The organism is Azorhizophilus paspali, assembly GCF_043587585.2.
Taxonomy (GTDB): domain Bacteria; phylum Pseudomonadota; class Gammaproteobacteria; order Pseudomonadales; family Pseudomonadaceae; genus Azotobacter; species Azotobacter paspali.
In genome coordinates this window covers 703,241-726,531 of the sequence record NZ_CP171449.1, presented here as the reverse complement: position 1 = coordinate 726,531, position 23,291 = coordinate 703,241, and the positions used below count along the sequence as shown (strand labels likewise).

The following is a 23,291-nucleotide window of genomic DNA, read 5'->3' as shown; positions in this document are numbered from 1 at the left end:
CGTATCGCACGGAGGTCACCTCGGGGAAAGGCTTGCGGACAGGCTCCCGAAAGGCGTCGAAGCCTCCCGCCCGCCCTCGCCGACTGCTCAATGGGAGATCAGCCAGCGCCACCCCGTACGCGGTTCCGTCATCGCCCGCGACGCGGCGAGCAGGTCGTCGCGTCGCAGCCGCCGCAGCGCGGCGTGCAGCCGTTGCGGCCAGTTGTCTGGCCGGCCGCCGAGCCAGGCGTCGATGGCGTGTTGCAAGCGCTGCGGACGGCTGCCTGCGTCGAGGGCGTCCAGCGCCGCGAGGCGAGCGGAGGCCAGACGTGCCGCATCCAGATCGGCGAGGCCGTCCCGCTGGACAAGGATGAAGTCGCGAATCGCCTGCCGCAGACGCGCCACGCAAGCGTGCGGCGACTGCACGCCGAATTGCAGTTCGGCGCCATCCCCGTCGTCGACGAAGCGGCTGAACAGCGCATAGCCGAGTCCCTGCTCGATACGCAGGGACTGATGAAAAGGCCCCTGCAGAAGAATCGCCAGCAGGCGCCAGGCCGCCTCTAGCCGGGGGTCGCCGACTGGCGCCAGCAGACGCAGCAAGACCGCCCGCTCGCTACCCGCGATGCCCAGATGCAGCGCGTGCTCGCCGCCCGGCACCTGCCGAGGCGGCGACACGACGGCGGGTCGCCCGAGCCCCTGCAGCGGCGCTAGTACGGCCATGGGCAGCTCGCCCATGCGCCAGCCGCACAGGCTGGCGCCCGCCAACCAGCCGCCGAGCAGAGATGCCAGAGCAGCGCCGTCCAAGGTCGCCAGTCGCCGGGCGAGCGAATCCTCATCCACCGTCGGCACACGTGTCCGGGCAGCCGGATGCGCCAGCAGACGACGCAGCAGAATCTGCCGCTCCCGCGCCTCGCGCCGTCGTTGCCAGGCCTCGTGCCAGTTCGTCGCATAGTCCTCGCGTAGACTCGCCAGGAGGCGCGTCAGCAGCGAAGGCAACACGGCCGGCGGCCCGCTCAGACACAGGCTCAGGCGTCCGCCATCGCTCGACAGCCGGCAGTCGGCGCCGAACGGCCGCGCTTCGCCGGCCAGCGCGGCCCAGCGCTCGGCCAGCGCCAGTTCCGCCAGTTCGCCGGCCAGTTGCGCCTCCAGCCCCGGCGCGGCCTGCCAGGCCAGCAGCAAGGCCGCCTGGCCGGGACGCAGCAAGTCCGCACCGCCGCTGCGCCACTGCGCGGGCCAGTCCCGTACGGCCAGCGGCGCCGGAAACGGCGGCGAAGGTTTGACCGGCGCTGGCCACCAGGCCTGCCGCGGCGGCGATAGCCCGGCCTGCGGCAGCACCCGATGGCGCACTGGAAAACGCGCGCTGAACCCGCCCCGCGCCAGAGCGTCGCGGCAGCATTGCAAGAGCAGCGGCGGCTGCGCCAGCGGCTTCAGCCAGTCGGCCAGCGCGCTAGCGGCCGGCGGTTGCGGCCAGAGCTTCGGGGCGACACCGCCCTGGCGCTGCCAGCGCTCCAGCCAGAGTGCGGCGCGCTCCAGCGGCGCCTGCTCGTACTCGTCCCAGGCCTGGGCGATGCGCAGGTTTTCGGCCAGGAACGGATCGCCGATCCGCTCCGGCGCCGCCCGTAGCCAAGCCAGCCAGTCGTGGCAGAGGGCGGCGATCCGCTCCTCGCGGCCGCAGCCCTCGTCCAGCAGTTCCAGATGCAGGGCCAGCAGCGCCTGTCCAGTACCCGCAGGATGCAGTTCCAGACGGGTCGAGCACGCCAGACCCCGGATGCGCAGCGCGCCGGGCAGGCCGCCGGCATCGCCACGACGCAAGGCCTGGCGCAACAGTTCCAGGGCCGGATCGTCGCGTCCGGCGACATGCTCCAGCATCCACCACAAGCTCATGCTCCGCCGCGCCGGCTGCTCCAGCTCCAGGCGCAGCGGGCCCTGTCCCGCCGGCCAGGGCGATGGCCAGGCGGGAGTCGGCAGGCGCGCGCCGGCCGGCAGCGAAGCGGCACCGGCGCGAACCCTTGCCTCCAGTTCGTCTAGGGACTGCGGCCCGCAGAGCAACAAATACAGGTTCTCACCCCGGTAATGCCGGTCGTGCCAGGCGCGCAGGTCGGCGCGAAAGGCCACTGACTGCGGATCGAGGCTGTCGCGCGCACCGGCATGGAAACGCGCCAGCGGGTGGGCCGGATCGAGCAGACCGGCCAGCGCGCCGAGCAACTGGCTGTCACCGTCCTGGCAGCGGGCCAGGTACTCGGCATGCAGCACCTCGCGTTCGGCGAGCAAGTGCTCGGGCAATAGCAGCGGTCGCGCCAGCAGGTTGCAGAGCCGTTCGAAGGCCGGCGCCAGTTCGCGCGCAGGCATTTCCAGGTAGAACTGGGTGCAGAGGCCGAGGGTGCGGGCGTTGTAGCGCCCGCCCGCGCCGTGCACGTATCCGGCGAAGGCGCCCGGCTCGGCCAGGCCGGCGCTGCCGAGAAACAGGGCGTGTTCGAGAAAATGCGCCAGCCCCGGCCAGGCTTCGGGCTCGTGCAGGCTACCGGCATCCACTCCGGCGGCCAGGGCCACGCGGCGGACTTGCGGGTCACGCAGCAGGGTCGCTTGCACGCCGTTGTCCAGGCGCAGACTGCGCTGTTCGAGCGGCGGCAGCTCGCCCATGGACCAAGGCCTCAATCCAGCAGGCACCGGTAGAAACGCCACTCGCGTTCCAGCGCGTCGGCCAGGTGGGCGGCCCGGCAGAAGCCATGGCGCTCATCGGGATAGAGCCGGTACTCCACCGGTACTCCGTGCGCGCGCAGGGCGGCGACCATTGCCTCGGTCTGCCACGGCACCACCACCGCGTCCAGGCCGCCCTGAAAGAAGATTACCGGCGCCCCGATCTCCCCGGCATGCAGCAGCGGCGTGCGTTGCCGGTAACGCTCGGCGTCGCGCTCCGGATCACCGATCAGCCAGTCGAGGTAGTCGGCCTCGAACTTGTGGGTGACCCGGCGCAGGCTCGCGGGATCGCTGACCCCGTACAGGCTGGCGCCGCCCCGGAACAGCTCGCGGAAGGCCAGCGCGCACAACGCGGTGTAACCGCCGGCGCTGGCGCCGCGAACGAAGGCCCGCGCCGGGTCGATCAGCCCCGCCTCGCCCAGGTCGCGCACCAGGGCGCAGACATCTTCCACGTCGATGCGTCCCCACTCGCCAGCGAGACGCAGCCGACAGGCACGCCCAAAGCCGCTGGACCCCCGGTAGTTGAGATCGGCCACGGCGAAGCCGCGCTGGGTCCAGAACTGGATGCGCGGATCGAACACCGGATGGCAGGCCGAGGTCGGTCCGCCGTGGACGAACACCACCAGCGGCGGCCGTCCATGCCCGGGCTCCGGGCAGGCGGCGTTGCGCGGCGGATAGAAGAACGCCTGGGCGGACTCGCCCTCGCCCGTGGCGAAGCGCAGCGACTGCGGCCGCGATAGCTCGGCCTCGGCCAGCGGCGCCTCGCCCCCGGCGAGCACCCGCAACGCCCCGCCAGCCCGATCGATCGCCAGCACCGCCGGCAGCCGCGCAGGAGAGGCGGCGATGCAGTAGAAACAGTCGGCGTCCGCCGCCAGTTGGCGAAAGCGGCTGAACTCCGCCGCCAGATAGCGCTCGCGACCCGCGACATCGCGCTCGATCAGAAAGCCCCAGCCTTCCTCCTGGCGGGCGAGCAGCAGGTGGCCTTCCGCCAGCGGCAGGTAGCTGACCGTGCCCTGCTGCCAGGGCGCCGAGGCATGGTCGGCGGCGGCCAGGGGACGCGGCTCGCTCCAGTCCACACCGCTGGTGGACAAGGCTACGCCGTTGTCCACCCTACGCTCGACCTCAAACGTAGTGTGGAAAACCGCGTCAGCGTTTTCCGCCGGGTGGCCGGCCCCAGGAGCCGGATGCCATTGCCCACCCCGCTCCGCCCAAGGCTGCCACCAACCGGCGCGGTCACTCAGGCAGATCAGCCGGCCGTCGTCAGTGAACGTCGGTTGCTGCAGCGAATCGTCGCCCGTCGCACCGGCCAGCGTCACGGCTGGCCCGATAACGCCCTCGGCGTCCACGCCGGCCAGGCACAGGCGGGTGGCGGTCCACGGCAGCTCGGGGCGGTCCCACTCGATCCAAGCTAGGCGCCGGCCGTCGGCGCTCAGCCTCGGCGCGGCATAAAAATCGGCGCCCTCGGCCAGCACCCGGTGCGTACCGTCATGCAGCGACAGGGCGACCAGCCGGTGCGCCACCCCCTTCGCCGCGTGGCTTTCCTCGACCGCCAGCACGGCGTTCCAGGCCGGCGCATGGTGCAGGTCGCCATAGCGGCGCCGGGCCTGTGCGGTCAGCGCCTCGGCGACAGGAGCCTCGGCGAGGCGTGTGCGGTACACCTGCTGGTCGGACTCGTCGACCCAGGCCACGCCGTCGTCGACGATGCAGAAGGCCCCGCCGCCGTATTCGTAGATTCGGCTGCGCACCGAACGTCTCGCCGGGGTCAGGCAGCGCGTCGTGCCGTCCCGCCACAGCCACAGGCGGCAACGCCCATCCTCTGGGCGGTATTCCAGCCAGACCAGACCGCCGAGACCGGCCTGCAGCCCGGCGAAGTCGCGGCTGGCCGCGGCGGCATCCGCCGCCGACCAGCGGCTGGGCCAGGAACCGTAGGGCATGGAATGCGTGGGCACGAACGAACCTCCCGGGAAACGGCCAGTCAAGGTCGATGGCGAAACACAGCGGACGCCGGACGGAAAGCCGCCGGCGGGATTTTCCGATTCACTCCGAACGACTCCTGCAGATGATCTCCGAGGTCCGGGCGTTGCGATGGACCAGCCGTTCCAGGCCGAGCGGCGCCTCTTCCGCTTGGCGGCTGGCGTCGAGGATCAGGCCGTGATGCGCCGACTTGGCGCACACCGGATCGGTCGCCTCGGCATCGCCAGTGAGCAGGAAGGCCTGGCAGCGGCAGCCGCCGAAATCGCGACCCTTCTCGTCGCACGAACGGCACGGCTCGGGCAGCCAGTCGTCGCCGCGAAAGCGGTTGAAGCCGAAGGAGTCGTACCAGATGTGCCGCAGGCTGTGCTCGCGCACGTTGGGAAACTGCACCGGTAGCATCTTCGCGTTGTGGCAGGGCAGCGCCGTGCCGTCCGGGGCGACGTCGAGGAACAGGCTGCCCCAGCCGCCCATGCAGGCCTTGGGACGCTCTTCGTAGTAGTCCGGGGTGACGAAGATCAGCTTGCACGGATGGCCCTGCGCGGCGAGCTTCTCCCGCCACTGGTTGGTGATGCGCTCGGCGCGCTCCAGTTGGGCGCGGGTCGGCAGGAGTCCGGCACGGTTCAGCTCGGCCCAGCCGTAGAACTGGCAGGTGGCCAGCTCGACGTAATCCGCCTCCAATTCGAGGCACAATTCGATGATTTGCTCGATGGCGTCGATGTTGTGCCGGTGGGTAACGAAGTTGAGCACCATCGGATAGCCCTGGGCCTTGACCACGCGGGCCATGGCCAGCTTCCGGGCGAAGGCCTTGCCCGAGCCGGCCAGCAGGTCGTTCAGCTGCGCGTCGGCGGCCTGGAAGCTGATCTGGATATGATCGAGGCCGGCCGTGGCGAACTCGGCGATGCGCGCCTCGCTCAGGCCGATGCCGGAGGTGATCAGGTTGGTGTAGTAGCCGAGGCCACGGGCGGCGCCGATCAGTTCGCTCAGGTCCTGGCGCACCAGCGGCTCGCCGCCGGAGAAGCCGAGCTGAGCGGCGCCCAGCTCGCGGGCCTGGCGGAACACCTCGATCCACTCGGCGGTGGACAGCTCCGCGCCGTGGCGGGCGAAGTCCAGGGGATTGGAGCAGTACGGACACTGCAGCGGGCAACGGTAGGTCAACTCGGCCAGCAGCCACAGCGGCGGACCCGGCTCAGTGCAGCTCGATCCAAGAGCGCTCACGTGCCACCTCCAGAAATTCCAGGACGTCCTCCTCGATGCCATCGCTCTCGGGAAAGCGCTCGCGCAGCGCGGCGACGATGGCAGCGATGCTACGGTCCCCGTCGACCTGGCCGAGGATCGCCGCGGCGCTGTCGTTGAGCTTGACCATGCCCTCGGGATAGAGCAGCACGTGGCAGTTCTGCGCCGGCTCCCACTGGAAGCGGAAGCCGCGGCGCAATTGAGGGATATCATTCAGGGTGGTTTCGCTCATGGGCATTTCCCCTCTGCAGGATGGAAAACGACCGAAGGTCTTTCCCAACATTGTGGACTGCGCTGGAAGATCGCGACGCGCGTTTTCCATCCGACCGGAACTGCGTCGCTCATCGGCACATCTTCGTAGGGTGGGAAACGCGCGCAGCGCTTTCGCACCACTCGCCGCGGCAGTGGAAAAGACCTGCAATCGTTTTCCACCCTACATTCGGGATCACCATGCGATCCCCCGGTGCCAGACCCGCTCATGGGTCACCGTGTGATACGGCGGACGGTCCAGCTCGTAGGTCATGCTCATGGCGTCGAGCATGCTCCAGAGAATGTCCAGCTTGAACTGCAGAATCTCCAGCATGCGCGCCTGGGCCTCGCGGGTAGCGAAATGCGCGAGGGTAATGCGCAGGCCGTGCTCGACGTCGCGGCGCGCTACCTTCAGGCGCCTGCGGAAGTAGTCGTAGCCGCCGGACTTGATCCAGGGGTAGTGCTGCGGCCAGGTGTCCAGGCGCGACTGGTGGATGGTCGGGGCGAACAGCTCGGTCAGCGAGCTGCCGGCCGCTTCCTGCCAACTGGCGCGGCGGGCGAAGTTGACGTAGGCGTCCACCGCGAAACGCACCCCCGGCAACACCAGTTCCTGGGACAGCAATTGCTCGCGATCGAGGCCGACCGCCTCGCCGAGGCGCAGCCAGGCCTCGATGCCGCCCTCCTCGCCGGAGCCGCCATCGTGGTCGAGGATGCGCTGGACCCACTCGCGGCGCACTGCGCGGTCCGGGCAGTTGGCGAGGATCGCGGCGTCCTTCAGGGGAATGTTCACCTGGTAGTAGAAGCGATTGGCCACCCAGCCCCGGATCTGCTCGCGAGTCGAGCGGCCCTCGTACATGGCGACCAGGAACGGATGGTGGATGTGATAGTAGGCGCCCTTGGCGCGCAGCGCCTGCTCGAATTCGGCAGGGCTCATAGCTGGCTCGGTCATCGTGGCTCCTCGGCGGCCGCGACCGGCGCGGCACATTGTTGTTCTGGTGGTGCCTGGCACCTTGCGTAGGCTGGGTTAGGCCAGAGGCCGTAACCCACCAACCGGCTGCAAGGCCGGCAATCGCGACGCCTGACGGCATCGTTGGTGGGTTACGCCGCTACGCGGCTAACCCACCCTACGATCCGCCTTACAGCTCGATGCTCATGCCGTCCCAGGCGACCTCGACGCCGCGCACGGTCAGCTCGGCGCGCTCGGGCGAATCCTCGTCGAGGATCGGGTTGGTGTTGTTGATATGAATGAGCACCTTGCGCCCGTCCAGGCCGTCGAGCACTTCGAGCATGCCGCCCGCGCCGCTCTGCGGCAGGTGGCCCATCTCGCTGCCGAGCTTGCTGCCGCAGCCGGCGTGGATCATCTCGTCGTCGCGCCACAGGGTGCCGTCGACCAGCAGGCAGTCGGCACGGCGCATCCAGTCGAGCAGCGGCGCATCCACCCGGCCGAGGCCGGGGGCGTAGAACAGCGTGCCGCCCGTGCGGCTGTCCTCGACCAGCAGGCCGATGCTGTCGCCCGGATGCGGATCGTGGCGATGCGGCGAATAGGGCGGCGCGGCACTGCGCAGCGGAATCGGGGTGAAGCGCAGGGCCGGGCAGGCGTCGACCGCGAACGACCGCTCCAGCTCGATGGGCTTCCAGTGCAGGCCGCCGTTCCAGTGTTCGAGCATGGCGAACAGCGGGAAACCCGTGGTCAGGTCCTGGTGGACCATCGCCGTGCACCAGACCTCGTGCGGGCAGCCCTCGCGCAGGCTGAGCAAGCCGGTGGTGTGGTCGATCTGGCTGTCGAGCAGGATCAGCGCGCGAATCGCCGTGTCGCGCACCGCGCGAGCCGGCTGCAGGGCCGGGAAGGCCTTGATCTGCGCGCGGATGTCCGGCGAGGCGTTGCAGAGCACCCAGCTCTCCCCGTCGTCGGACAGGGCGATGGACGACTGGCTGCGCGGCGTGGCGCGCAGGGTGCCCCGGCGCAGGCCGTGGCAGTTGCGGCAGTTGCAATTCCACTGCGGAAAGCCGCCGCCGGCGGCCGAGCCGAGAACTCGGATATGCATGGCAGTTCCGTCTGGGAAAGGCCCCGGCACGCCGGGGCCGGATCGATCAACGGTTGGCGAAGTACAGGGTCACTTCGAAACCGATACGCAGGTCAGTGAAAGCGGGTTTGGTCCACATGACAAACTCCTTGCAAGTGCGTGGTGGGGGGTCAGGCTCATCCCGTTCCGACTATTTCGACGGGACATGCAGCGATCCGTTCGCAATGGCCGGCAAGGAACGCCTGGCGTCCGACAGGCGAACGAGCGGCCTTGGCAGACACGGTTCTTCTTTCCATTAAAGAAGAAAAGGCCCCGGGCGGCCGGAGCCGCCTTCAGCCGCGCCTTTTCCCCGGCATCTCGATGCCGTGCTGGTTCACCCGGCGATACAGGGTGGCGCGGGAGATGCCGAGGGATTCGGCCGCCGGTCCCGGTTTCCAGCGGTGGCGGACCAGCGCATCGAGCAGCGCCTGGCGTTCCGGGTCGGAGACCAGCGCGCCAGCGTCCTCGCCGGTGGCCAGGCGTCCGCCGCGCAGCTCGGCCGGCAAGTCGTCGGGCCGAACCACCCCGCCGGCGCACACCGCGCAGGCGTAGCGCAGGGCATGGCGGAGCTGGCGCAGGTTGCCCGGCCAGCGGTAGCCGAGCAGGCACTCCAGCGCTGCACCGCTCAGGCCGATGGGTTCGCCGCAGGACGCCGCCTCCTCTTCCAGCACGCGGTTGATCAGCGCCAGGCGGTCGCTGCGGCTGCGCAGCGGCGGCAGCTCGAAACGCGCGCCGCCGATGCGAAAGTACAAGTCCTCGCGGAAGCTGCCGTCCGCCACCATCGCCGCCAGGTCGCGGTGGGTGGCGCAGATCACCTGGATGTCCACCGCCTGCCGCCGCGCCGCGCCCAAAGGCGCCACCTCGCCCTCGGCGAGCACCCGCAGCAGTCGGGTCTGTAGGGTCAGCGGCATGTCGCCGATCTCGTCGAGGAACAGGGTACCGCCGTCGGCCTGCTGCAACAGGCCGCGCATGCCCTTGCTGGAAGCGCCGGTGAAGGCGCCGGCGGCGTAGCCGAACAGCTCGCTCTCGATCAGGCTCTCGGGGATCGCCGCGCAGTTCAGGGCGACGAAGGGCTTGCCGCGCCGCGCGCTGACCTCGTGCACCTGGCGGGCGAAGACTTCCTTGCCGGCGCCGGTCTCGCCTTGGATCAGCACCGGCAGGTTGCGGTCCTTGACCCGCACCGCCAGACGCAGATTCTCGGCGATGCGCGGGTCGAGTTCGGCGGCGCGCAACGCCACCCGGCTCGAACGCTGCGGCACGCTCAGGCGTACGTGCAGGGCGAGGTCGCCGCCATGTCCGTGCAGCCGGCAGGCGACGCCGTCCTCGGCGGCGCGCAGGGCGTCCGGGTCGAACACCTCGCCGATATGCACCGGCAGCTCGCCGAAATGCTGCAGCAGGCGGCGCCGCGCCGCAGGGTTGAGCGCCAGCAGGCGGCCGTCGGCGTCCCAGGCGAACAGGTAGTCGGGCTGGCTGTCGACGTAGCCCGGCACCGCGTGGGCACGCAGTATCCAATGCCCGCGGGCGCTGTGCATGAAGAAGGCGTTCTCGATCTGCCGGGCGCTCTGCGCCACCAGTTGGCGGACCAGGTTCTGGCTGCGGCGGTCGTCGGGCGACTGCACCGCCGAGGCATCGAGCGCGCCGAGCAGTTCGCCCTGCGGGTCGAAGACCGGCACCGCCGAGCAGGTCAGACCGATGAAGGCGGCGCGGAAATGGTCGCGCTTGTGCACCGTCAGCGGCATCCGGCTGGCCAGTACGGTGGCCACTCCGCAGGTGCCCTCCTCGCCCTCCGACCACCAAGTGCCGAGGTCGAGGCCGGCCTTGCGGCAATCGCTGCGGATCGACGAATCGACCCGGTAGTCGATGGTCCGCCCCTGGGCGTCGGCGAGCAGCACGCAGTAGTCGGCGTCGCGCACCTGGCTGTGCAGGCGATCGACCTCCTCGCTGGCGATGCGCAGGAACAGCTCGGAACGCTCGCGGCATTCCTTGAGCAGGGTCTGGTCGAGGATGCGCGGCCCCTGCAGGGAGCCGGGATCGAGCCGATGCTGCTCCAGCGAGCGGCGCCAGGAGTCGAGAATGGGTGCGGGAACCGGCGCCTGGGGCAGGCGGGCGGCGTTCTTCACCACGCGGCTGACACAATCCACATGGGCCTTCGAGTGTGCGGAAAGCATACGTCTCCGTCTCTCGTGTCTTGTTGTTGTTTCTCCATTAAGCACCCTTCCCCGTCCCGCGACAAGCGGCTGGGCGGAGAAGTACACCGCTGAGACGGAACGTCTCAGCGTCTCGCCGTCGCGCTGATACCGGACGTCTCGCCCGGACCTTCGCCGAGTCCCTCGGTCGCCTAGCAAAACCACTCTGAAACGCGGCCTGCAGCCAATCTTCAGCACTCTGGCACCCCCCTTGCTCTGTCCCCCGACAGAAGCGGCCGGCAGTCCCAGCCCCGGCCCATAACAACAAGCACGGGTGCCCATGTCCGAATCGTTCCTTCCCAAACTCTTCCTGCCCGGCAAAGTCGCCCTGGTCACCGGCGCCAGGCTCGCCGGTGGGCTGTTTGCCAGCGGGCGGATTCCGCCGGAGATCGCCCCGCGCCGCAACAAGCGCCTACTGGTCCGCGAGGCACGCCGCAACCTCTGCGAATGGGCGCCAATGGACGTGGCGGTGTCGCCGCTGCGCTTCGTCGGCAGCCGGGCAATCAGCCGCGGCGAGGACCTGGCCGAAGTCTTCATGACCTTCGCCGAACCCCATGCCATCGGCCTGTCGGCGCTCTGCGGACTCTGGTGCCCGGTCTCCCGGCAGGCCCCCGAAGGCGCCTGGATGCGCCTGCACCCGCAGGCCCGCGACGTCCTGCTGGCGCCGTTCGCCCCTGGCCCGCAGCAGGGCTGCGGAGTGGTCGCCGCCGGCACCCTGGAGCCGGGCGTCGCCCATGCGCCCAGCCTGAACGGCGGCACCCTGGCGCTGGACGGCGAGCGCGAGATCGCCTTCGCCGCCGGCGACCGACCGTCACCCTTGACTCCCACGGCCCGCTGGGCATCGACGTGGAGGCCGCCCTCGCCTACGCGGCGCGCCACCGCCTGCTGTCCATCGGCCGCGAACACCCGCAACACCCCGTGAACCTTTCGTGTTGAAACAACCCAGGAGAACAACAAGATGACTACCCACCTGTCAGCCGAGCAGTTGCTGCATGCCTACCGGGTGATGCGCACCATCCGCGTCTTCGAGGAGCGCCTGCACATCGAATTCGCCACCGGCGAGATTCCCGGCTTCGTCCACCTCTACGCCGGCGAGGAAGCCTCCGCCGCCGGGGTCATGGCCCACCTGCGCGACGACGACTGCATCGCCTCCACCCACCGCGGCCACGGTCACTGCATTGCCAAGGGCGTGGACGTGCACGGGATGATGGCCGAGATCTACGGCAAGAAGACCGGGGTCTGCCAGGGCAAGGGCGGCTCCATGCACATCGCCGACCTGTCCAAGGGCATGCTCGGCGCCAATGGTATCGTCGGCGCCGGCGCGCCGCTGGTCGCCGGCGCGGCGCTGGCCGCCAAGCTCAAGGGCACCGACGCGGTGGCCGTGGCCTTCTTCGGCGACGGCGCCTCCAACGAGGGCGCGGTGTTCGAGGCGATGAACCTGGCCGCGATCATGAACCTGCCGTGCATTTTCGTCGCCGAGAACAACGGCTACGCCGAGGCCACCGCCTCCAACTGGTCGGTGTCCTGCGACCACATCGCCGACCGCGCCGCCGGCTTCGGCATGCCCGGGGTGACGGTGGACGGCTTCGACTTCTTCGCCGTCCACGAGGCCGCCGGCGCCGCCGTGGCCCGCGCCCGCGCCGGCGAAGGCCCGTCGCTGATCGAAGTGAAGCTGACCCGCTACTACGGCCACTTCGAGGGCGACGCGCAGACCTACCGCGACATGGACGAGCTCAAGGAAATGCGCGAGGTGCGTGACTGCCTGAAGCAGTTCCGCGACCACACCGTCGCCGCCGGCCTGCTCGACGCCTCGCAACTCGACGACATCGACGGCGAGGTCGAGCGGCTGATCGAGGACAGCGTGATCAAGGCCAAGAGCGATCCCAAGCCGCCGGCGGCCGATCTGCTGGCGGACGTCTACGTCTCCTACCCCTGAGCCCCCATTCCAACAAGAAGGAACACCATCATGGCGAGAAAAATCAGCTACCAGCAGGCCATCAACGAAGCCATGGCCCAGGAAATGCGTCGCGACGAAAGCGTCTTCCTGATCGGCCAGGACATCGCCGGCGGTGCCGGCGCACCGGGCGAGCAGGATGCCTGGGGCGGCGTGCTCGGCGTCACCAAGGGGCTCTATCACCAGTTCCCCGGCCGGGTGCTCGACGCCCCGCTGTCGGAGATCGGCTACGTCGGCGCGGCGGTCGGCGCCGCCACCCGCGGCATGCGCCCGGTCTGCGAACTGATGTTCGTCGACTTCGCCGGCTGCTGCCTGGACCAGATCCTCAACCAGGCGGCGAAATTCCGCTACATGTTCGGCGGCAAGGCGGTCACCCCACTGGTGCTGCGCGCCATGTACGGCGCCGGCCTGCGCGCCGCCGCCCAGCACTCGCAGATGCTCACCTCGCTGTGGACCCACATCCCCGGCCTCAAGGTGGTCTGCCCCGCCTCGCCCTACGACGCCAAGGGCCTGCTGATCCAGGCGATCCGCGACAACGACCCGGTGATCTTCCTCGAACACAAGATGCTCTACGGCATGCAGGGCGAGGTGCCCGAAGAGCTGTACACCGTGCCCTTCGGCGAGGCCAACTTCCTGCGCGAGGGCGACGACGTGACCCTGGTCACCTACGGCCGCATGGTCCACCTGGCGATGGACGCCGCCGCCAGCCTGGCGCGCCAGGGCATCGGCTGCGAGGTGCTCGACCTGCGCACCACTAGCCCGCTGGACGAGGACAGCATCCTCGAAAGCGTCGAGAAGACCGGCCGCCTGGTGGTGATCGACGAGGCCAACCCGCGCTGCTCGGTGGCCACCGACATCTCCGCGCTGGTCGCCCAGAAGGCCTTCGCCGCGCTCAAGGCGCCGATCGAGATGGTCACCGCGCCGCACACCCCGGTGCCCTTCACCGATTCCCTGGAAGACCTGTACATCCCCAACGCGGCGAAGATCGAAGCCGCGGTCCTGAAGATCGTCGACAAGAGGAAGGTCGCATGAGCCAGATCCATACCCTGACCATGCCGAAATGGGGTCTGTCGATGACCGAGGGCAAGGTCAACGCCTGGCTCAAGGAAGAAGGCGCCAGCATCGCCAAGGGCGACGACGTGCTCGACGTGGAAACCGACAAAATCTCCAGCAGCGTCGAGGCGCCATTCTCCGGCGTGCTGCGGCGCATCGTCGCCCAGGAGGACGAAACCCTGCCGGTCGGCGCCCTGCTCGCCGTGGTGGTCGAAGGCGAGGCCTCCGAAGAGGAGATCGATGCCGTGGTGCAGCGCTTCCAGGCCGAGTTCGTGCCCGGCGGCGAAGACGAGCAAGCCAGCGGCCCGGCGCCGCAGAAGGTCGAACTGGACGGCCGCGTCATCCGCTTCCTCGACCGTGGCGAGGGCGGCACCCCGCTGCTGCTGGTCCACGGTTTCGGCGGCGACCTGAACAACTGGCTGTTCAACCACGAGGCACTGGCCGCCGACCGCCGGGTGATCGCCCTCGACCTGCCGGGCCACGGCGAATCGGGCAAGACGCTGAAGAGCGGCGACCTCGACGAACTGAGCCGGGCCGTGCTGGCCCTGCTTGATCACCTGGACATCCCGCGCGCGCACCTCGCCGGCCACTCCATGGGCGGCGCGGTGTCGCTGAACCTGGCGCGCCTGGCGCCCGAGCGGGTGCTCTCGCTGACCCTGATCTGCAGCGCCGGCCTCGGCGCGGAGATCAACGGCAACTACCTGCGCGGCTTCGTCGAAGCGAGCAACCGCAACGCCCTCAAGCCGCAATTGGTGCAACTGTTCTCCGACCCTGCGCTGGTCACTCGGCAACTGCTGGAAGACATGCTTAAGTACAAGCGCCTGGAGGGCGTCGACGTGGCGCTGCGCCAACTGGTCGAACGGCTGTCCGCGGGCGGCCGCCAGCGGATCGACCTGCGCAGCGTGCTGGAACAGAGCCGCCATCCGGCGCTGCTGATCTGGGGCAGCGACGATGCCATCATCCCCGCCGCCCATGCCCAGGGCCTGCCGGCCCAGGTGGAAATCCTCCCCGGCCAGGCGCACATGGTGCAGATGGAAGCGGCCGATGAGGTCAACAAGCTGATCCAAGCCTTCCTCGCCCAACACTGAAACCGGCGGCGGCCGGCCCGCGCCGGTCGCCGCTGCCCTGCAAGTCCCGGAGGAGAACAACAATGACAACATCCCTTGGTGCAACCATGCGTGCCGCCGTCTGGCATGGCCGTCAGGACATCCGCGTCGAAGACGTGCCGCTGCCCGCCGACCCGCCGCCCGGCTGGGTGCAGATCCGCGTCGACTGGTGCGGCATCTGCGGCTCGGACCTGCACGAATACGTCGCCGGCCCGGTGTTCATCCCGGTCGAGAAACCCCACCCGCTCACCGGCATCCAGGGCCAGTGCATCCTCGGCCACGAATTCAGCGGCGCGATCGTCAAGCTCGGCGCCGGCGTGAGCGGCTTCGCCCCCGGCGAGCGGATCGCCGCCGACGCCTGCCAGCACTGCGGCACCTGCTACTACTGCCGCAGCGGCCTGTACAACCTCTGCGAAAAGCTGGCCTTCACCGGGCTGATGAACAACGGCGCTTTTGCCGAGCTGGTGAACGTGCCGGCCGAACTGCTCTACAAGCTGCCGGCCGGCTTCCCCGTCGAGGCCGGCGCGCTGATCGAACCGCTGGCGGTGGGCATGCACGCGGTGAAGAAGGCCGGCAGCCTGCTCGGCCAGAACGTGGTGGTGGTCGGCGCCGGGACCATCGGCCTGTGCACCATCATGTGCGCCAAAGCGGCCGGCGCGGCCCAGGTGATCGCCCTGGAAATGTCCTCGGCGCGCAAGGCCAAGGCGCTGGAAGTGGGCGCGAGCCTCGTGCTCGATCCCAAGGAATGCGACGTGCTGGCGGAAATCCGCGCCCGCACCCACGGCCTCGGCGCCGACGTCAGCTTCGAGTGCATCGGCAACAAGCACACCGCCAAGCTGGCCATCGACGTCATCCGCAACGCCGGCAAGAGCGTGCTGGTCGGCATCTTCGAGGAACCCAGTTCGTTCAACTTCTTCGAACTGGTCTCCACCGAGAAACAGGTCATCGGCGCCCTGGCCTACAACGGCGAATTCGCCGACGTGATCGCCTTCATCGCCGACGGCCGCCTGGACGTCAAACCGCTGATCACCGGCCGCATCGGCCTGGAGGACATCGTCGGCCGCGGCTTCGAGGAACTGGTCAACAACAAGGAGCACAACGTCAAGATCATTGTTTCGCCGCATTGAAGAGGGGGACGGCGCGGGGCGGCGGGGGCCGCTTCGCGTGGGGTGTTGGGGGCTGGGAGTGAAGCTTTGTCCTGAGTTGACCGAGGAATTGTATGTATTGATTAGGTTTGCTTTCCCAACTGGCCCTCCGTGGCAGGCAGAAAGCGGCCCAGGCTGTGTGAAAACTCTTTGATCGGTCAGGAGGCGATCAAAAAATAATCAAATTCGGCGCTCTCTCGTGAATTCCAAGCAAGCTAGCTCGGAAAAACTCTATAGATTTCGCGTAGTAATGCGAACCTCAGAATTGAGCATGAGTTCTCACACAGCCTGGACCCAAAGCAGAATTAGCGACTTCATAAAAGCGGATGCTTAACGGCGAGGTCACCGGCGCTGCACGGATTTATTACGCAGCATCCGTATGGATTGCTGCTGGGTTAGCCTTCGCTAGCCTTAGATTGTGGCTCCATAGCCGCTATCCCCAGCGTTGCTAGTCGTCTTCCCATTGGACTCCTCTGAAACTCAGAACGTTCGCAGGCAAGCCGGAGCATTAATTCAAGCTTTTCTGCTGCCATACCCCGTTGGCCGTGATGCTCTAGATATAGAGCAAGCATCTCTGTTAAGTCATGCCCTCTCGATAGAGACCAGTCTGTCGGCAACTCTCGATCTAGACGCTTTGCCACTTCAATAAGATCATCCGTATATTCACGATAATTTGACCAGCGGGGTAGCGCTTTAAAGAGTTCATCCTCATTGAAAGTTATATCACGAGAATTAAAAAAAGAACGAATCTCTAATCCATTTAAAACGCTCAAACGCAAACCATTAGCCCGCTGAACAAGAATATCTGCCGCCCGAAGGCTTCCGGTAACGCGCGAAGCACGCTCCAAGCGTTTCCGAAGGCTATCCGCTTCATTTACATCGACATCCAAGTTAACCAAAACCTTCTCGAAGGCAGTTGTATTTATCAGATACGTTTCAAGATCGTTGTAGTAAAGACGATCCTCTTCAAAACAAAATGCATTATAAATATAACAGGGGTGATTAATTAGCGGCTGCTTAACAATGACATCAAAATCAATGTCCGCAAAAAAGCAAAGGAAATCAAAGTCTGAATAAGGCTTCATGCGTGATTTTGTATATGCAAGGTTTACCAACGATTTTCCGTCAAAGCCATCAAATCGAATGGGGGCACCAGCTGAAACCCACTGACTTAGAAACCGCTTATCGCAAACACCCTCCACAATAGCCGTTCGAATTTGCTTGCTTCGAAACATCGAAAGCGCCTTATTAAGAAGATGCTTTGGATCTTTCTGATATCTCCGTAGCGAACTCAATTTACGCTCCAAGGCAGGCTTGTTCACCCGCTGACCGATGCTGTTCAGCTAGTTCTATTACGCTGCTCCATCTGTCACCTATGAGTATTGGAGAATGCGTTGCAACCAGAACAGTGAAATCATTAAGCTTGCGAATCTCCTCAAGAATCGAAAGAAATTTTTCTTGCCATTCGGGATGAAAAGAAATCTCTGGCTCATCTATCAGTACAAGCGAACCCTTTTTCGTATTAAATATAAGCTTACCGATCAAGACAATTAAGTGTTGCTCTCCCGAAGAAAGAACCGACAAAGGGAGACTATCTTGATTGCCGTCGACAACCTTTACCACAATACCTTCATCAGCAGAAGTTTCAATTGTTTTAAAGGCTATCAAACCATTAATTGAACTACAAAAAACATCAAGACGCTGAGCCAAATCCTCCAGCAGCGAGAACTTCTCCCGAATGTCGTCTAGATATGTTTTTAATACCAACATGCCGGCGTTTTCAGTCGACTCCGCATGAACATTTAGCTGCTTTGTTGTGCCTGTATGAGGAACAAGCCCAAGCCTTCCATAGCGCTCCTCATACGCCTGAACGGACTTTATCGATTCGATAATGGCTTCTCTTGTCGGCGCAATTTCACCCTTCAATGACTCCATTAGTCGAGTCGGAAAGTTTGTCTCTTTCTTGCGACCCTCCTCAAACTGGTTTCTTATTGCGAATTGCATCTTCTCCTTAATTTCTATAGCAATTGCACCAACCATTAAACTACTTTTTGCCGCCGTCAGCCCTCTAACACTAAGGTCCTCCTCAAATTTGAGACGGTTTGTCGGGATGGAGAAGACCCTTAGCGACCCTCGGATATTTTCCAGCCACTCATCGCGCTTAATACTCCGCCTGAAAACTGGATGATCGCCATAGCGATTTAGTATATCAAAGCGATCAAATACCTCACCCGTGCGGTCATGACGCCATGTTCTTGGACCGATCCTAGTCAGGAATGGGAATGCTCTCTCTACTACAAATGACCGCCCATCACCATCTTGACCTCCAAAAGGATCTTTGATTTTTGTCTGATTCGAGCCGGAACGGATTGTAACCTGATTATTTTCATGATCATCTTCGACATGAATAATTTCCACAGTTTCTTCGTTGGATAGATGGAAGCGGATGCTTCCAAATTTCTCCCTAATGAAATAGTAATAATCGCCTGACGCAAAGCTGCTAACAATCTTTAGTATTGTTGATTTCCCATAGCCATTTGGCGCCGTTATTATGGAAATGCTATTCTCGTGCTCTGCAAGATTTATACAGTAGTCAAATCGACCAAACAGTTTATCAATTTCGATTTTTTCAATTCGTTTTTCCATTTTCTTCTCTTGTGATGGATTACGCAAAATGCTGCGTTGCAAAATCTGACTTTGTATTGGGGGACAGCACCGTCGTGCAACATCGGCACCACCCGGGGACATCGCTCATGAACTGCTTGCTTAATGCAGGCTTGGCCATAGTTTTTGGTTCTCAAGCAACCCTATTAATACGACATGAGGGGGAGATAGGAAATTAGCGACTAGACTACTTCTTACACAACATACCTCATGCTAATGGTGGATGTCCGCTCTTGGTGAGAGACTCGAAACAACCACTCCTAGACGTTTTTCAGCCTGTCGCGGTAGATCGATTAGAAACGCAGAACCTTATCAATGCACATGACCTCTCGGTCGACTCAAGATAAACTTCATTTTCATCTTAGCCAAACAATATCACCAGCCAATCGTTTAATACCCGCAGGCCTCGCGTCAGGTACTTGTGATGGAGATAAAGCACCGCCATCAATGCGGCGGTACGTGCTGCGATAGTAGCTCAACCAGGCCACTACGTAGCCTTCGCCGTGGTTGACCGTCAAGCTACAGTCGACCGGCACCGAGCCGCTCGACCCACCGCCCCCACCACACAGCCCCCTTCACGTAGCCGGCCGATCATCCACTCGACAAAACCGATCTCCAGAGCGATTTCTGGGTAGCGTGTGTAGAAGTCCCGCAGGCATGGAGTCGCCGTCAGGCGACCGGGCGACGTCGGCACTGCGGTTTTCAGCATTGCCCCATCGCAGCCGAAGAAATCGGCCCCGCCGCCCCTCCCCTCACTCATGCTGCACCCCCGCCCGCTTGAGCAGTTGCCTGCAGCGCTCGGACAGGTGCAGCACGCGCAGGTGCTTGCCGACCTTGGCGTAGCGCTCGCGCAGGGTCTTCAGGGCGGCGATGGCCGAGTAGTCGACGAAGCTCAGGTGGCGGCAATCGAGGGTCACCTGGGGCGGGTCGCCGGCGGGGTCGAACTGGTTGAGGAAGGGCGTCGTGGAGGCGAAGAACAGCGTGCCGTGCAGGCGGTAGAGCTTGCTGCCGTCGGCTTCCCGATGGGTGTCGGCATACAGCTCGCGGGCCTGCTGCCAGGCGAAGTTCAGCGCGGCGATGACGATCCCGCAGAGCACGGCGGTGGCCAGGTCGGTGAACACGGTGACGATGGTTACGGCGACGATCACCAGCGCGTCGTTCAGCGGCACCTTGTCGAGCACCCGCAGCGAGGCCCAGGCGAAGGTCTGCTGCGCCACCACGAACATCACCCCGACCAGCGCGGCGAGCGGGATGCGCTCGATCAGCGGCGAGAGGAACAGCACGAACAGCAGGACCATCATTCCGGCGACCACCCCGGAGAGCCGGCCGCGGCCGCCGGAGCTTAGGTTGATCATGGTCTGGCCGATCATCGCGCAGCCGCCCATGCCGCCGAACAGGCCGGACACCAGGTTGGCCGCGCCCAGCGCCGCGCACTCGCGATCCGGGTAGCCGCGGCTCTCGGTGATCTCGTCGGTGAGGTTGAGGGTCAGCAGGGTTTCCAGCAGGCCGACCAGCGCCATCAGCACCGCGTAGGGCGCGACGATGGCCAGGGTTTCCAGGTTCCAGGGTACGTCCGGCACGGCCGGGACGGGCAGGCCGCCGGCGATGTGCGCCATGTCGCCGAGGGTTCGGGTCGGCAGGCCGAGCAGCCAAACCGCCAGGCCGACGCCGAGGATCGCCGCCAGCGCCGGCGGCACGGCGCGGGTCAGGCGCGGCAGCAGGTAGACGATGGCCATGGTCAGCGCCACCAGCCCGAGCATCAGGTAGAGCGGCGTGCCCCCCAGCCAGGCCTCGCCGTTCCTGAAGTGCTCCAGTTGGGCCAGGGCGATGATGATCGCCAAGCCGTTGACGAAGCCGAGCATCACCGGATGCGGCACCATGCGCACCAGTTTGCCGAGGCGCAGCAGGCCGAAGGCGACCATGATCAGCCCGCCGAGCAGCACGGTGGCGAGCAGGTACTGCACGCCGTGCTGCACCACCAGCGCGACGATCACCACGGCCATCGAGCCGGCGGCGCCGGACACCATGCCCGGCCGGCCACCGAACAGGGCGGTCAGGGTGCAGATGATGAAGGCGCCGTACAGCCCCATCAGCGGATTGAGGTGGGCGACCAGGGCGAAGGCGATGCACTCGGGCACCAGAGCGAAGGACGTGGTGAGCCCAGCTAGGACATCGGCACGCAGGGATTTCGGTTTCATGACTTACCTGAACGGTTGGCCGGCAAGGCCGGCCGCAGAGGGACGGCTGGAAGAAAGGGCTTCGGATGTTACGGATTCGAAGCGGATGGGGCCAGCCATCGTATGGGCGCCACAAGGCAAGCGCATGAGCATGTAGGAGCGAACTCATTCGCGACGCTTCCGGTCTTGCCGATGCGCATAGGTTACGATTGTGAACCGTGACGTGATAAGTCACGGTGTAGCCCCATGATCATCAGCTTTCAGCACAAGGGCCTTCGCCTCTTTTACGAAACGGGCTCAACCAAGGGGATTCGCGCCGATCATGCCAAACGTCCGGCCCGCATGCTGGCCTTCATGGATCGAGCCACAGCGCCGGGAGACCTCGACCTTCCGGGCTGGAGACTCCCCCCCTCAAAGGGGATCGCACGGAGTTCAGGTCGCTGACCGTCAGCGGCAATTGGCGGGTGATTTTCCGCTTTGCCGGCAACGATATCGAACTGGTCGACTACCTCGACTACCACTGAACAGGAGGGCGACATGGCCATGTTCAACCCACCGCATCCGGGGGAAACGCTCCTCAAGGACGTACTCCCCGAGTTGGATATCAGCATTGCCGAGCTTGCCCGTCGGCTGGGCCTCGCACGAGAAACCCTGTCTCGCATCCTGCACGGACGCGCCCCTATCAGCCCGGACCTGGCCGTTCGCCTGGAAATGGCCGGTATCGGTACGGCTCGTACCTGGCTTGGCGTACAGGCCGATTACGACTTGTGGCAGGCCCGGCACCGCGAGCAGCCTCGCATAGAGCGATTCGCCTCGATTGCCTGATACGACACAGGACCCAGGCGCCAGGCCTGGGTCTCATCCGCGCCCCGAGCGCCCGCTCGCCTCGGGATGAAACCCCGCTTTCCTCCCCTCAGCCAAACAGCCCCATCAACCAATCGATGAACACCCGCAAACGCGGCGCCGGGTGTCGGGCATTCGCGACGCTTCCAGTCTTGCCGATGACTGCTACAGGGGAATATCGGGCCCGCCGGCGGCGGGCCAGTCGATCCGGTAACGGGTGCTGCGCCCGCCGCCGGGCAGGCGGACCAGGCAGCCCTTGTCGAGCAGGTCGCCGAGGTGGCGGGTGGCGGTGGCCTTGGAAACCCTGGCGACGGCCTGGTACTCGGCGGCATTGATGCCGCCTTCGAAGCCGCGTTCGCCGCCGTCGAGCAGGCGGTTGAGCACCTTGATCTGTTCGGCGGACAGCGCCTGCTGGCGATGCCGCTGCCAGAAGCGCGACTTGGCCAGCACCCGGTCGATGCGCGCCAGCGCCTGTTGCAGGCTGCGCAGCAGGGTGTGTAGGAACCACTCCAGCCAGGGGCTGATCTCCAGCCCTCCCTTCTGGCTGGCTTCGAGGATGCGGTAGTAGCCCTGGCGGTCGTCGAGGATGCTGACCGACATGGCATGCAGGCGGATCGCCTGGCGCTCGCCCTGGGCCAGCGCCAGGTCGGTGATGGCACGGGTCAGCCGGCCGTTGCCGTCGTCGAAGGGATGCAGGGTGACGAACCAGAAATGGGCGATGCCGGCGCGCAGCAGCGGGTCGAGGCCGCTGTCGCGGCGGCTCGCCTCGAACCAGTCGAGGAAGGCGGCCAGTTGCCGCTCCAGCCCGTCGCGCGGCGGCGCCTCGAAATGCACGGTGGGCCGGTCGAGCCGGCTGGAGACCACCTGCATCGGCTCTTCGCCGCGCAGGGCAGCGATGCGGATGCGCCGCGGCAGCAAGTCGTCGTCCTGCGCGGGAAATAGCAGGCGGTGCCAGTGCAGCAGGCGTTCAAGGCTCAGCGGTTGCTCCAGGTGCCGGGTGGCGTCCAGCATCAGCTCGGCGAGACCTTCGCTGCGTGGGCTGACGCGGCTGGCGCCGTCCGTTTCGAGGCCCAGGCGGCGGGCTAGCGAGGAGCGCACCGAGCCGACGTTGAGTTGCTCGCCCTCGATGGCCGAGGAGGTGACGATGTTCTGCAGCAGGGCATCCAGCTCGCTCTGCGCGCCGAATGCGTCCCCTGCCGCCCCGGCCATGCCGAGCAGCCGGCCCTGGGCCTGCGCGCAGTCACGCAGCAGCGGCGCCAGGCGCTCGGCCTGCCAGCGGAAATGCGGCCAATCCGGTTGCCGCCAGATCCAGCGTGACTCTTCCATGGTAAACCTGCCTGCGGGTGGCGAGCCGATTACGGAGGTTATTCGGCTCATTCGGTGAGCCGATTGTCGGGAATTATTCGGCTTGAAGTCCATCGCGAGTCGGCGGTTGCCACCCCGCCCTCAGCCGAACAACGTCACCGATCAATCGATGAACCCCTGCGAACGCGGCGTCAGGCGCCGGCGATGGGGATGGAGCACCGTCATCGGCAGCGCCGGCGGTGGGTGTTGTGGCAGCAGTTCGACCAGGCTATCGGCGGCCAGTTGGCGCTCGACGTGGTAGCGCGGCACCTGGACAATCCCGAGTCCCGCCCCGCAAGCCGCCACATAGGCTTCGCCGTGGTTGACCACGAAGCTAGCCGGCAAGTTGTCTCGATGCGGCCGTCGACGGCGAACTCCAGTGGCGCCAGCCGCCCGGTGGTGGCCGAGAGGTAGTCGATGCAGCGGTGCCTTTGCAACCCGTCGAGGCTGGTCGGCGGGCCGTGGCAAGCCACGTAGCCGGCGCCAGCGCGGGTGACCTGGGGCAGCGCCGGCAGGCAGGCTGCGGGCGATCAGCGTCGAGTCGCTCAGCCCGCCGATCCGCACCACGCAGTCCACGCCTTCGCGCACCAGGTCGATCATCCGATCGCCGATGCCGATTTCCAA

At 65.8% G+C, this 23,291-nt stretch carries 18 protein-coding genes and 2 pseudogenes; 7 read left to right on the top strand and 13 right to left on the bottom strand.

The features are described from left to right. Positions 1-87: 87 nt before the first annotated feature. The 8 genes from pqqF to ACGI6K_RS03500 form a co-directional block, all read right to left on the bottom strand. Positions 88-2,619, bottom strand: coding sequence for a pyrroloquinoline quinone biosynthesis protein PqqF (gene pqqF / locus ACGI6K_RS03535; protein WP_376941712.1), 2,532 nt, complete (start codon positions 2,617-2,619; stop codon positions 88-90). 11 nt (positions 2,620-2,630) lie between these two features. Next, complete coding sequence (locus tag ACGI6K_RS03530) at positions 2,631-4,610, bottom strand: S9 family peptidase (protein WP_376941756.1); 1,980 nt, start codon at positions 4,608-4,610, stop codon at positions 2,631-2,633. 103 nt (positions 4,611-4,713) lie between these two features. Continuing rightward, entirely contained in the window at positions 4,714-5,907 is a 1,194-nt protein-coding gene (pqqE, locus tag ACGI6K_RS03525; protein WP_377969101.1) for a pyrroloquinoline quinone biosynthesis protein PqqE, read from the bottom strand. Further along, positions 5,837-6,115: a pyrroloquinoline quinone biosynthesis peptide chaperone PqqD gene (gene pqqD / locus ACGI6K_RS03520; protein ID WP_012702667.1), complete on the bottom strand. Its 279-nt coding sequence runs from the start codon at positions 6,113-6,115 to the stop codon at positions 5,837-5,839. The genes pqqE and pqqD overlap by 71 nt, the downstream gene beginning before the upstream one ends. Positions 6,116-6,328: 213 nt before the next feature. Further along, positions 6,329-7,081 (bottom strand): pyrroloquinoline-quinone synthase PqqC, encoded by a 753-nt coding sequence (gene pqqC / locus ACGI6K_RS03515; protein WP_376941717.1) that lies wholly within the window; start codon positions 7,079-7,081, stop codon positions 6,329-6,331. 187 nt (positions 7,082-7,268) lie between these two features. After that, the gene (pqqB, locus tag ACGI6K_RS03510; protein ID WP_376941719.1) at positions 7,269-8,177 is read right to left on the bottom strand and encodes a pyrroloquinoline quinone biosynthesis protein PqqB; all 909 of its coding nucleotides are present in this window, start codon (positions 8,175-8,177) and stop codon (positions 7,269-7,271) included. A 46-nt stretch (positions 8,178-8,223) separates the two neighbouring features. After that, positions 8,224-8,295 (bottom strand): pyrroloquinoline quinone precursor peptide PqqA, encoded by a 72-nt coding sequence (pqqA, locus tag ACGI6K_RS03505; protein WP_072432761.1) that lies wholly within the window; start codon positions 8,293-8,295, stop codon positions 8,224-8,226. A 193-nt stretch (positions 8,296-8,488) separates the two neighbouring features. Beyond that, the gene (locus ACGI6K_RS03500) at positions 8,489-10,363 is read right to left on the bottom strand and encodes a sigma-54-dependent Fis family transcriptional regulator (RefSeq protein ID WP_376941721.1); all 1,875 of its coding nucleotides are present in this window, start codon (positions 10,361-10,363) and stop codon (positions 8,489-8,491) included. A gap of 352 nt (positions 10,364-10,715) precedes the next feature. Between ACGI6K_RS03500 and ACGI6K_RS03495 the strand changes: the two are divergent. The 5 genes and pseudogenes from ACGI6K_RS03495 to ACGI6K_RS03475 form a co-directional block, all read left to right on the top strand. Further along, positions 10,716-11,317, top strand: a pseudogene (locus ACGI6K_RS03495) (ATP-NAD kinase); the annotation flags it as partial. A gap of 22 nt (positions 11,318-11,339) precedes the next feature. Continuing rightward, positions 11,340-12,317, top strand: a complete 978-nt coding sequence (locus ACGI6K_RS03490; protein ID WP_376941723.1) for a thiamine pyrophosphate-dependent dehydrogenase E1 component subunit alpha — start codon at positions 11,340-11,342, stop codon at positions 12,315-12,317. 30 nt (positions 12,318-12,347) lie between these two features. Next, positions 12,348-13,367, top strand: coding sequence for an alpha-ketoacid dehydrogenase subunit beta (locus tag ACGI6K_RS03485; protein ID WP_376941725.1), 1,020 nt, complete (start codon positions 12,348-12,350; stop codon positions 13,365-13,367). After that, positions 13,364-14,476, top strand: coding sequence for an acetoin dehydrogenase dihydrolipoyllysine-residue acetyltransferase subunit (locus tag ACGI6K_RS03480; protein WP_376941727.1), 1,113 nt, complete (start codon positions 13,364-13,366; stop codon positions 14,474-14,476). The genes ACGI6K_RS03485 and ACGI6K_RS03480 overlap by 4 nt, the downstream gene beginning before the upstream one ends. 86 nt (positions 14,477-14,562) lie before the next feature. Next, the gene (locus ACGI6K_RS03475; protein ID WP_376941759.1) at positions 14,563-15,621 is read left to right on the top strand and encodes a 2,3-butanediol dehydrogenase; all 1,059 of its coding nucleotides are present in this window, start codon (positions 14,563-14,565) and stop codon (positions 15,619-15,621) included. Positions 15,622-16,034: 413 nt separating this feature from the next. On the opposite strand, the gene ACGI6K_RS03470 is transcribed toward ACGI6K_RS03475, so the two are convergent. From ACGI6K_RS03470 to ACGI6K_RS03460, 3 genes are all read right to left on the bottom strand, one after another. Further along, a complete protein-coding gene (locus tag ACGI6K_RS03470) occupies positions 16,035-16,874 on the bottom strand; it encodes a hypothetical protein (RefSeq protein ID WP_376941729.1) in 840 nt (279 codons plus the stop codon). Between the two features lie 61 nt (positions 16,875-16,935). Continuing rightward, a complete protein-coding gene (locus tag ACGI6K_RS03465; RefSeq protein ID WP_376941731.1) occupies positions 16,936-18,285 on the bottom strand; it encodes an AAA family ATPase in 1,350 nt (449 codons plus the stop codon). Positions 18,286-19,055: 770 nt separating this feature from the next. Continuing rightward, positions 19,056-20,501 (bottom strand): SulP family inorganic anion transporter, encoded by a 1,446-nt coding sequence (locus ACGI6K_RS03460; RefSeq protein WP_376941733.1) that lies wholly within the window; start codon positions 20,499-20,501, stop codon positions 19,056-19,058. Between the two features lie 225 nt (positions 20,502-20,726). Between ACGI6K_RS03460 and ACGI6K_RS03455 the strand changes: the two are divergent. Next, a pseudogene (locus tag ACGI6K_RS03455) lies at positions 20,727-21,004 on the top strand (type II toxin-antitoxin system RelE/ParE family toxin). Positions 21,005-21,017: 13 nt separating this feature from the next. Then, on the top strand, positions 21,018-21,305 hold the full coding sequence (locus tag ACGI6K_RS03450) for a HigA family addiction module antitoxin (RefSeq protein WP_376941735.1): 288 nt from the start codon (positions 21,018-21,020) through the stop codon (positions 21,303-21,305). 183 nt (positions 21,306-21,488) lie between these two features. Here ACGI6K_RS03450 and ACGI6K_RS03445 read toward each other — a convergent pair whose 3' ends face one another. Then, on the bottom strand, positions 21,489-22,649 hold the full coding sequence (locus tag ACGI6K_RS03445; protein WP_376941737.1) for a Fic family protein: 1,161 nt from the start codon (positions 22,647-22,649) through the stop codon (positions 21,489-21,491). 141 nt (positions 22,650-22,790) lie between these two features. Next, the gene (locus ACGI6K_RS03440; protein WP_376941739.1) at positions 22,791-23,291 is read right to left on the bottom strand and encodes a LysR substrate-binding domain-containing protein; all 501 of its coding nucleotides are present in this window, start codon (positions 23,289-23,291) and stop codon (positions 22,791-22,793) included.

Bases quoted from the DNA above. Each gene is read 5' to 3' on its own strand.
- ACGI6K_RS03470 (WP_376941729.1), bottom strand. From the start codon at position 16,874: ATGTTTCGAAGCAAGCAAATTCGAACGGCTATTGTGGAGGGTGTTTGC.
- pqqB (WP_376941719.1), bottom strand. From the start codon at position 8,177: ATGCATATCCGAGTTCTCGGCTCGGCCGCCGGCGGCGGCTTTCCGCAG.
- pqqD (WP_012702667.1), bottom strand. From the start codon at position 6,115: ATGAGCGAAACCACCCTGAATGATATCCCTCAATTGCGCCGCGGCTTC.
- ACGI6K_RS03465 (WP_376941731.1), bottom strand. From the start codon at position 18,285: ATGGAAAAACGAATTGAAAAAATCGAAATTGATAAACTGTTTGGTCGA.
- ACGI6K_RS03445 (WP_376941737.1), bottom strand. From the start codon at position 22,649: ATGGAAGAGTCACGCTGGATCTGGCGGCAACCGGATTGGCCGCATTTC.
- ACGI6K_RS03485 (WP_376941725.1), top strand. From the start codon at position 12,348: ATGGCGAGAAAAATCAGCTACCAGCAGGCCATCAACGAAGCCATGGCC.
- ACGI6K_RS03450 (WP_376941735.1), top strand. From the start codon at position 21,018: ATGGCCATGTTCAACCCACCGCATCCGGGGGAAACGCTCCTCAAGGAC.
- ACGI6K_RS03460 (WP_376941733.1), bottom strand. From the start codon at position 20,501: ATGAAACCGAAATCCCTGCGTGCCGATGTCCTAGCTGGGCTCACCACG.
- ACGI6K_RS03475 (WP_376941759.1), top strand. From the start codon at position 14,563: ATGCGTGCCGCCGTCTGGCATGGCCGTCAGGACATCCGCGTCGAAGAC.
- ACGI6K_RS03490 (WP_376941723.1), top strand. From the start codon at position 11,340: ATGACTACCCACCTGTCAGCCGAGCAGTTGCTGCATGCCTACCGGGTG.
- ACGI6K_RS03480 (WP_376941727.1), top strand. From the start codon at position 13,364: ATGAGCCAGATCCATACCCTGACCATGCCGAAATGGGGTCTGTCGATG.
- ACGI6K_RS03500 (WP_376941721.1), bottom strand. From the start codon at position 10,363: ATGCTTTCCGCACACTCGAAGGCCCATGTGGATTGTGTCAGCCGCGTG.
- ACGI6K_RS03530 (WP_376941756.1), bottom strand. From the start codon at position 4,610: ATGCCCTACGGTTCCTGGCCCAGCCGCTGGTCGGCGGCGGATGCCGCC.
- pqqF (WP_376941712.1), bottom strand. From the start codon at position 2,619: ATGGGCGAGCTGCCGCCGCTCGAACAGCGCAGTCTGCGCCTGGACAAC.
- pqqC (WP_376941717.1), bottom strand. From the start codon at position 7,081: ATGACCGAGCCAGCTATGAGCCCTGCCGAATTCGAGCAGGCGCTGCGC.
- pqqE (WP_377969101.1), bottom strand. From the start codon at position 5,907: ATGGCATCGAGGAGGACGTCCTGGAATTTCTGGAGGTGGCACGTGAGC.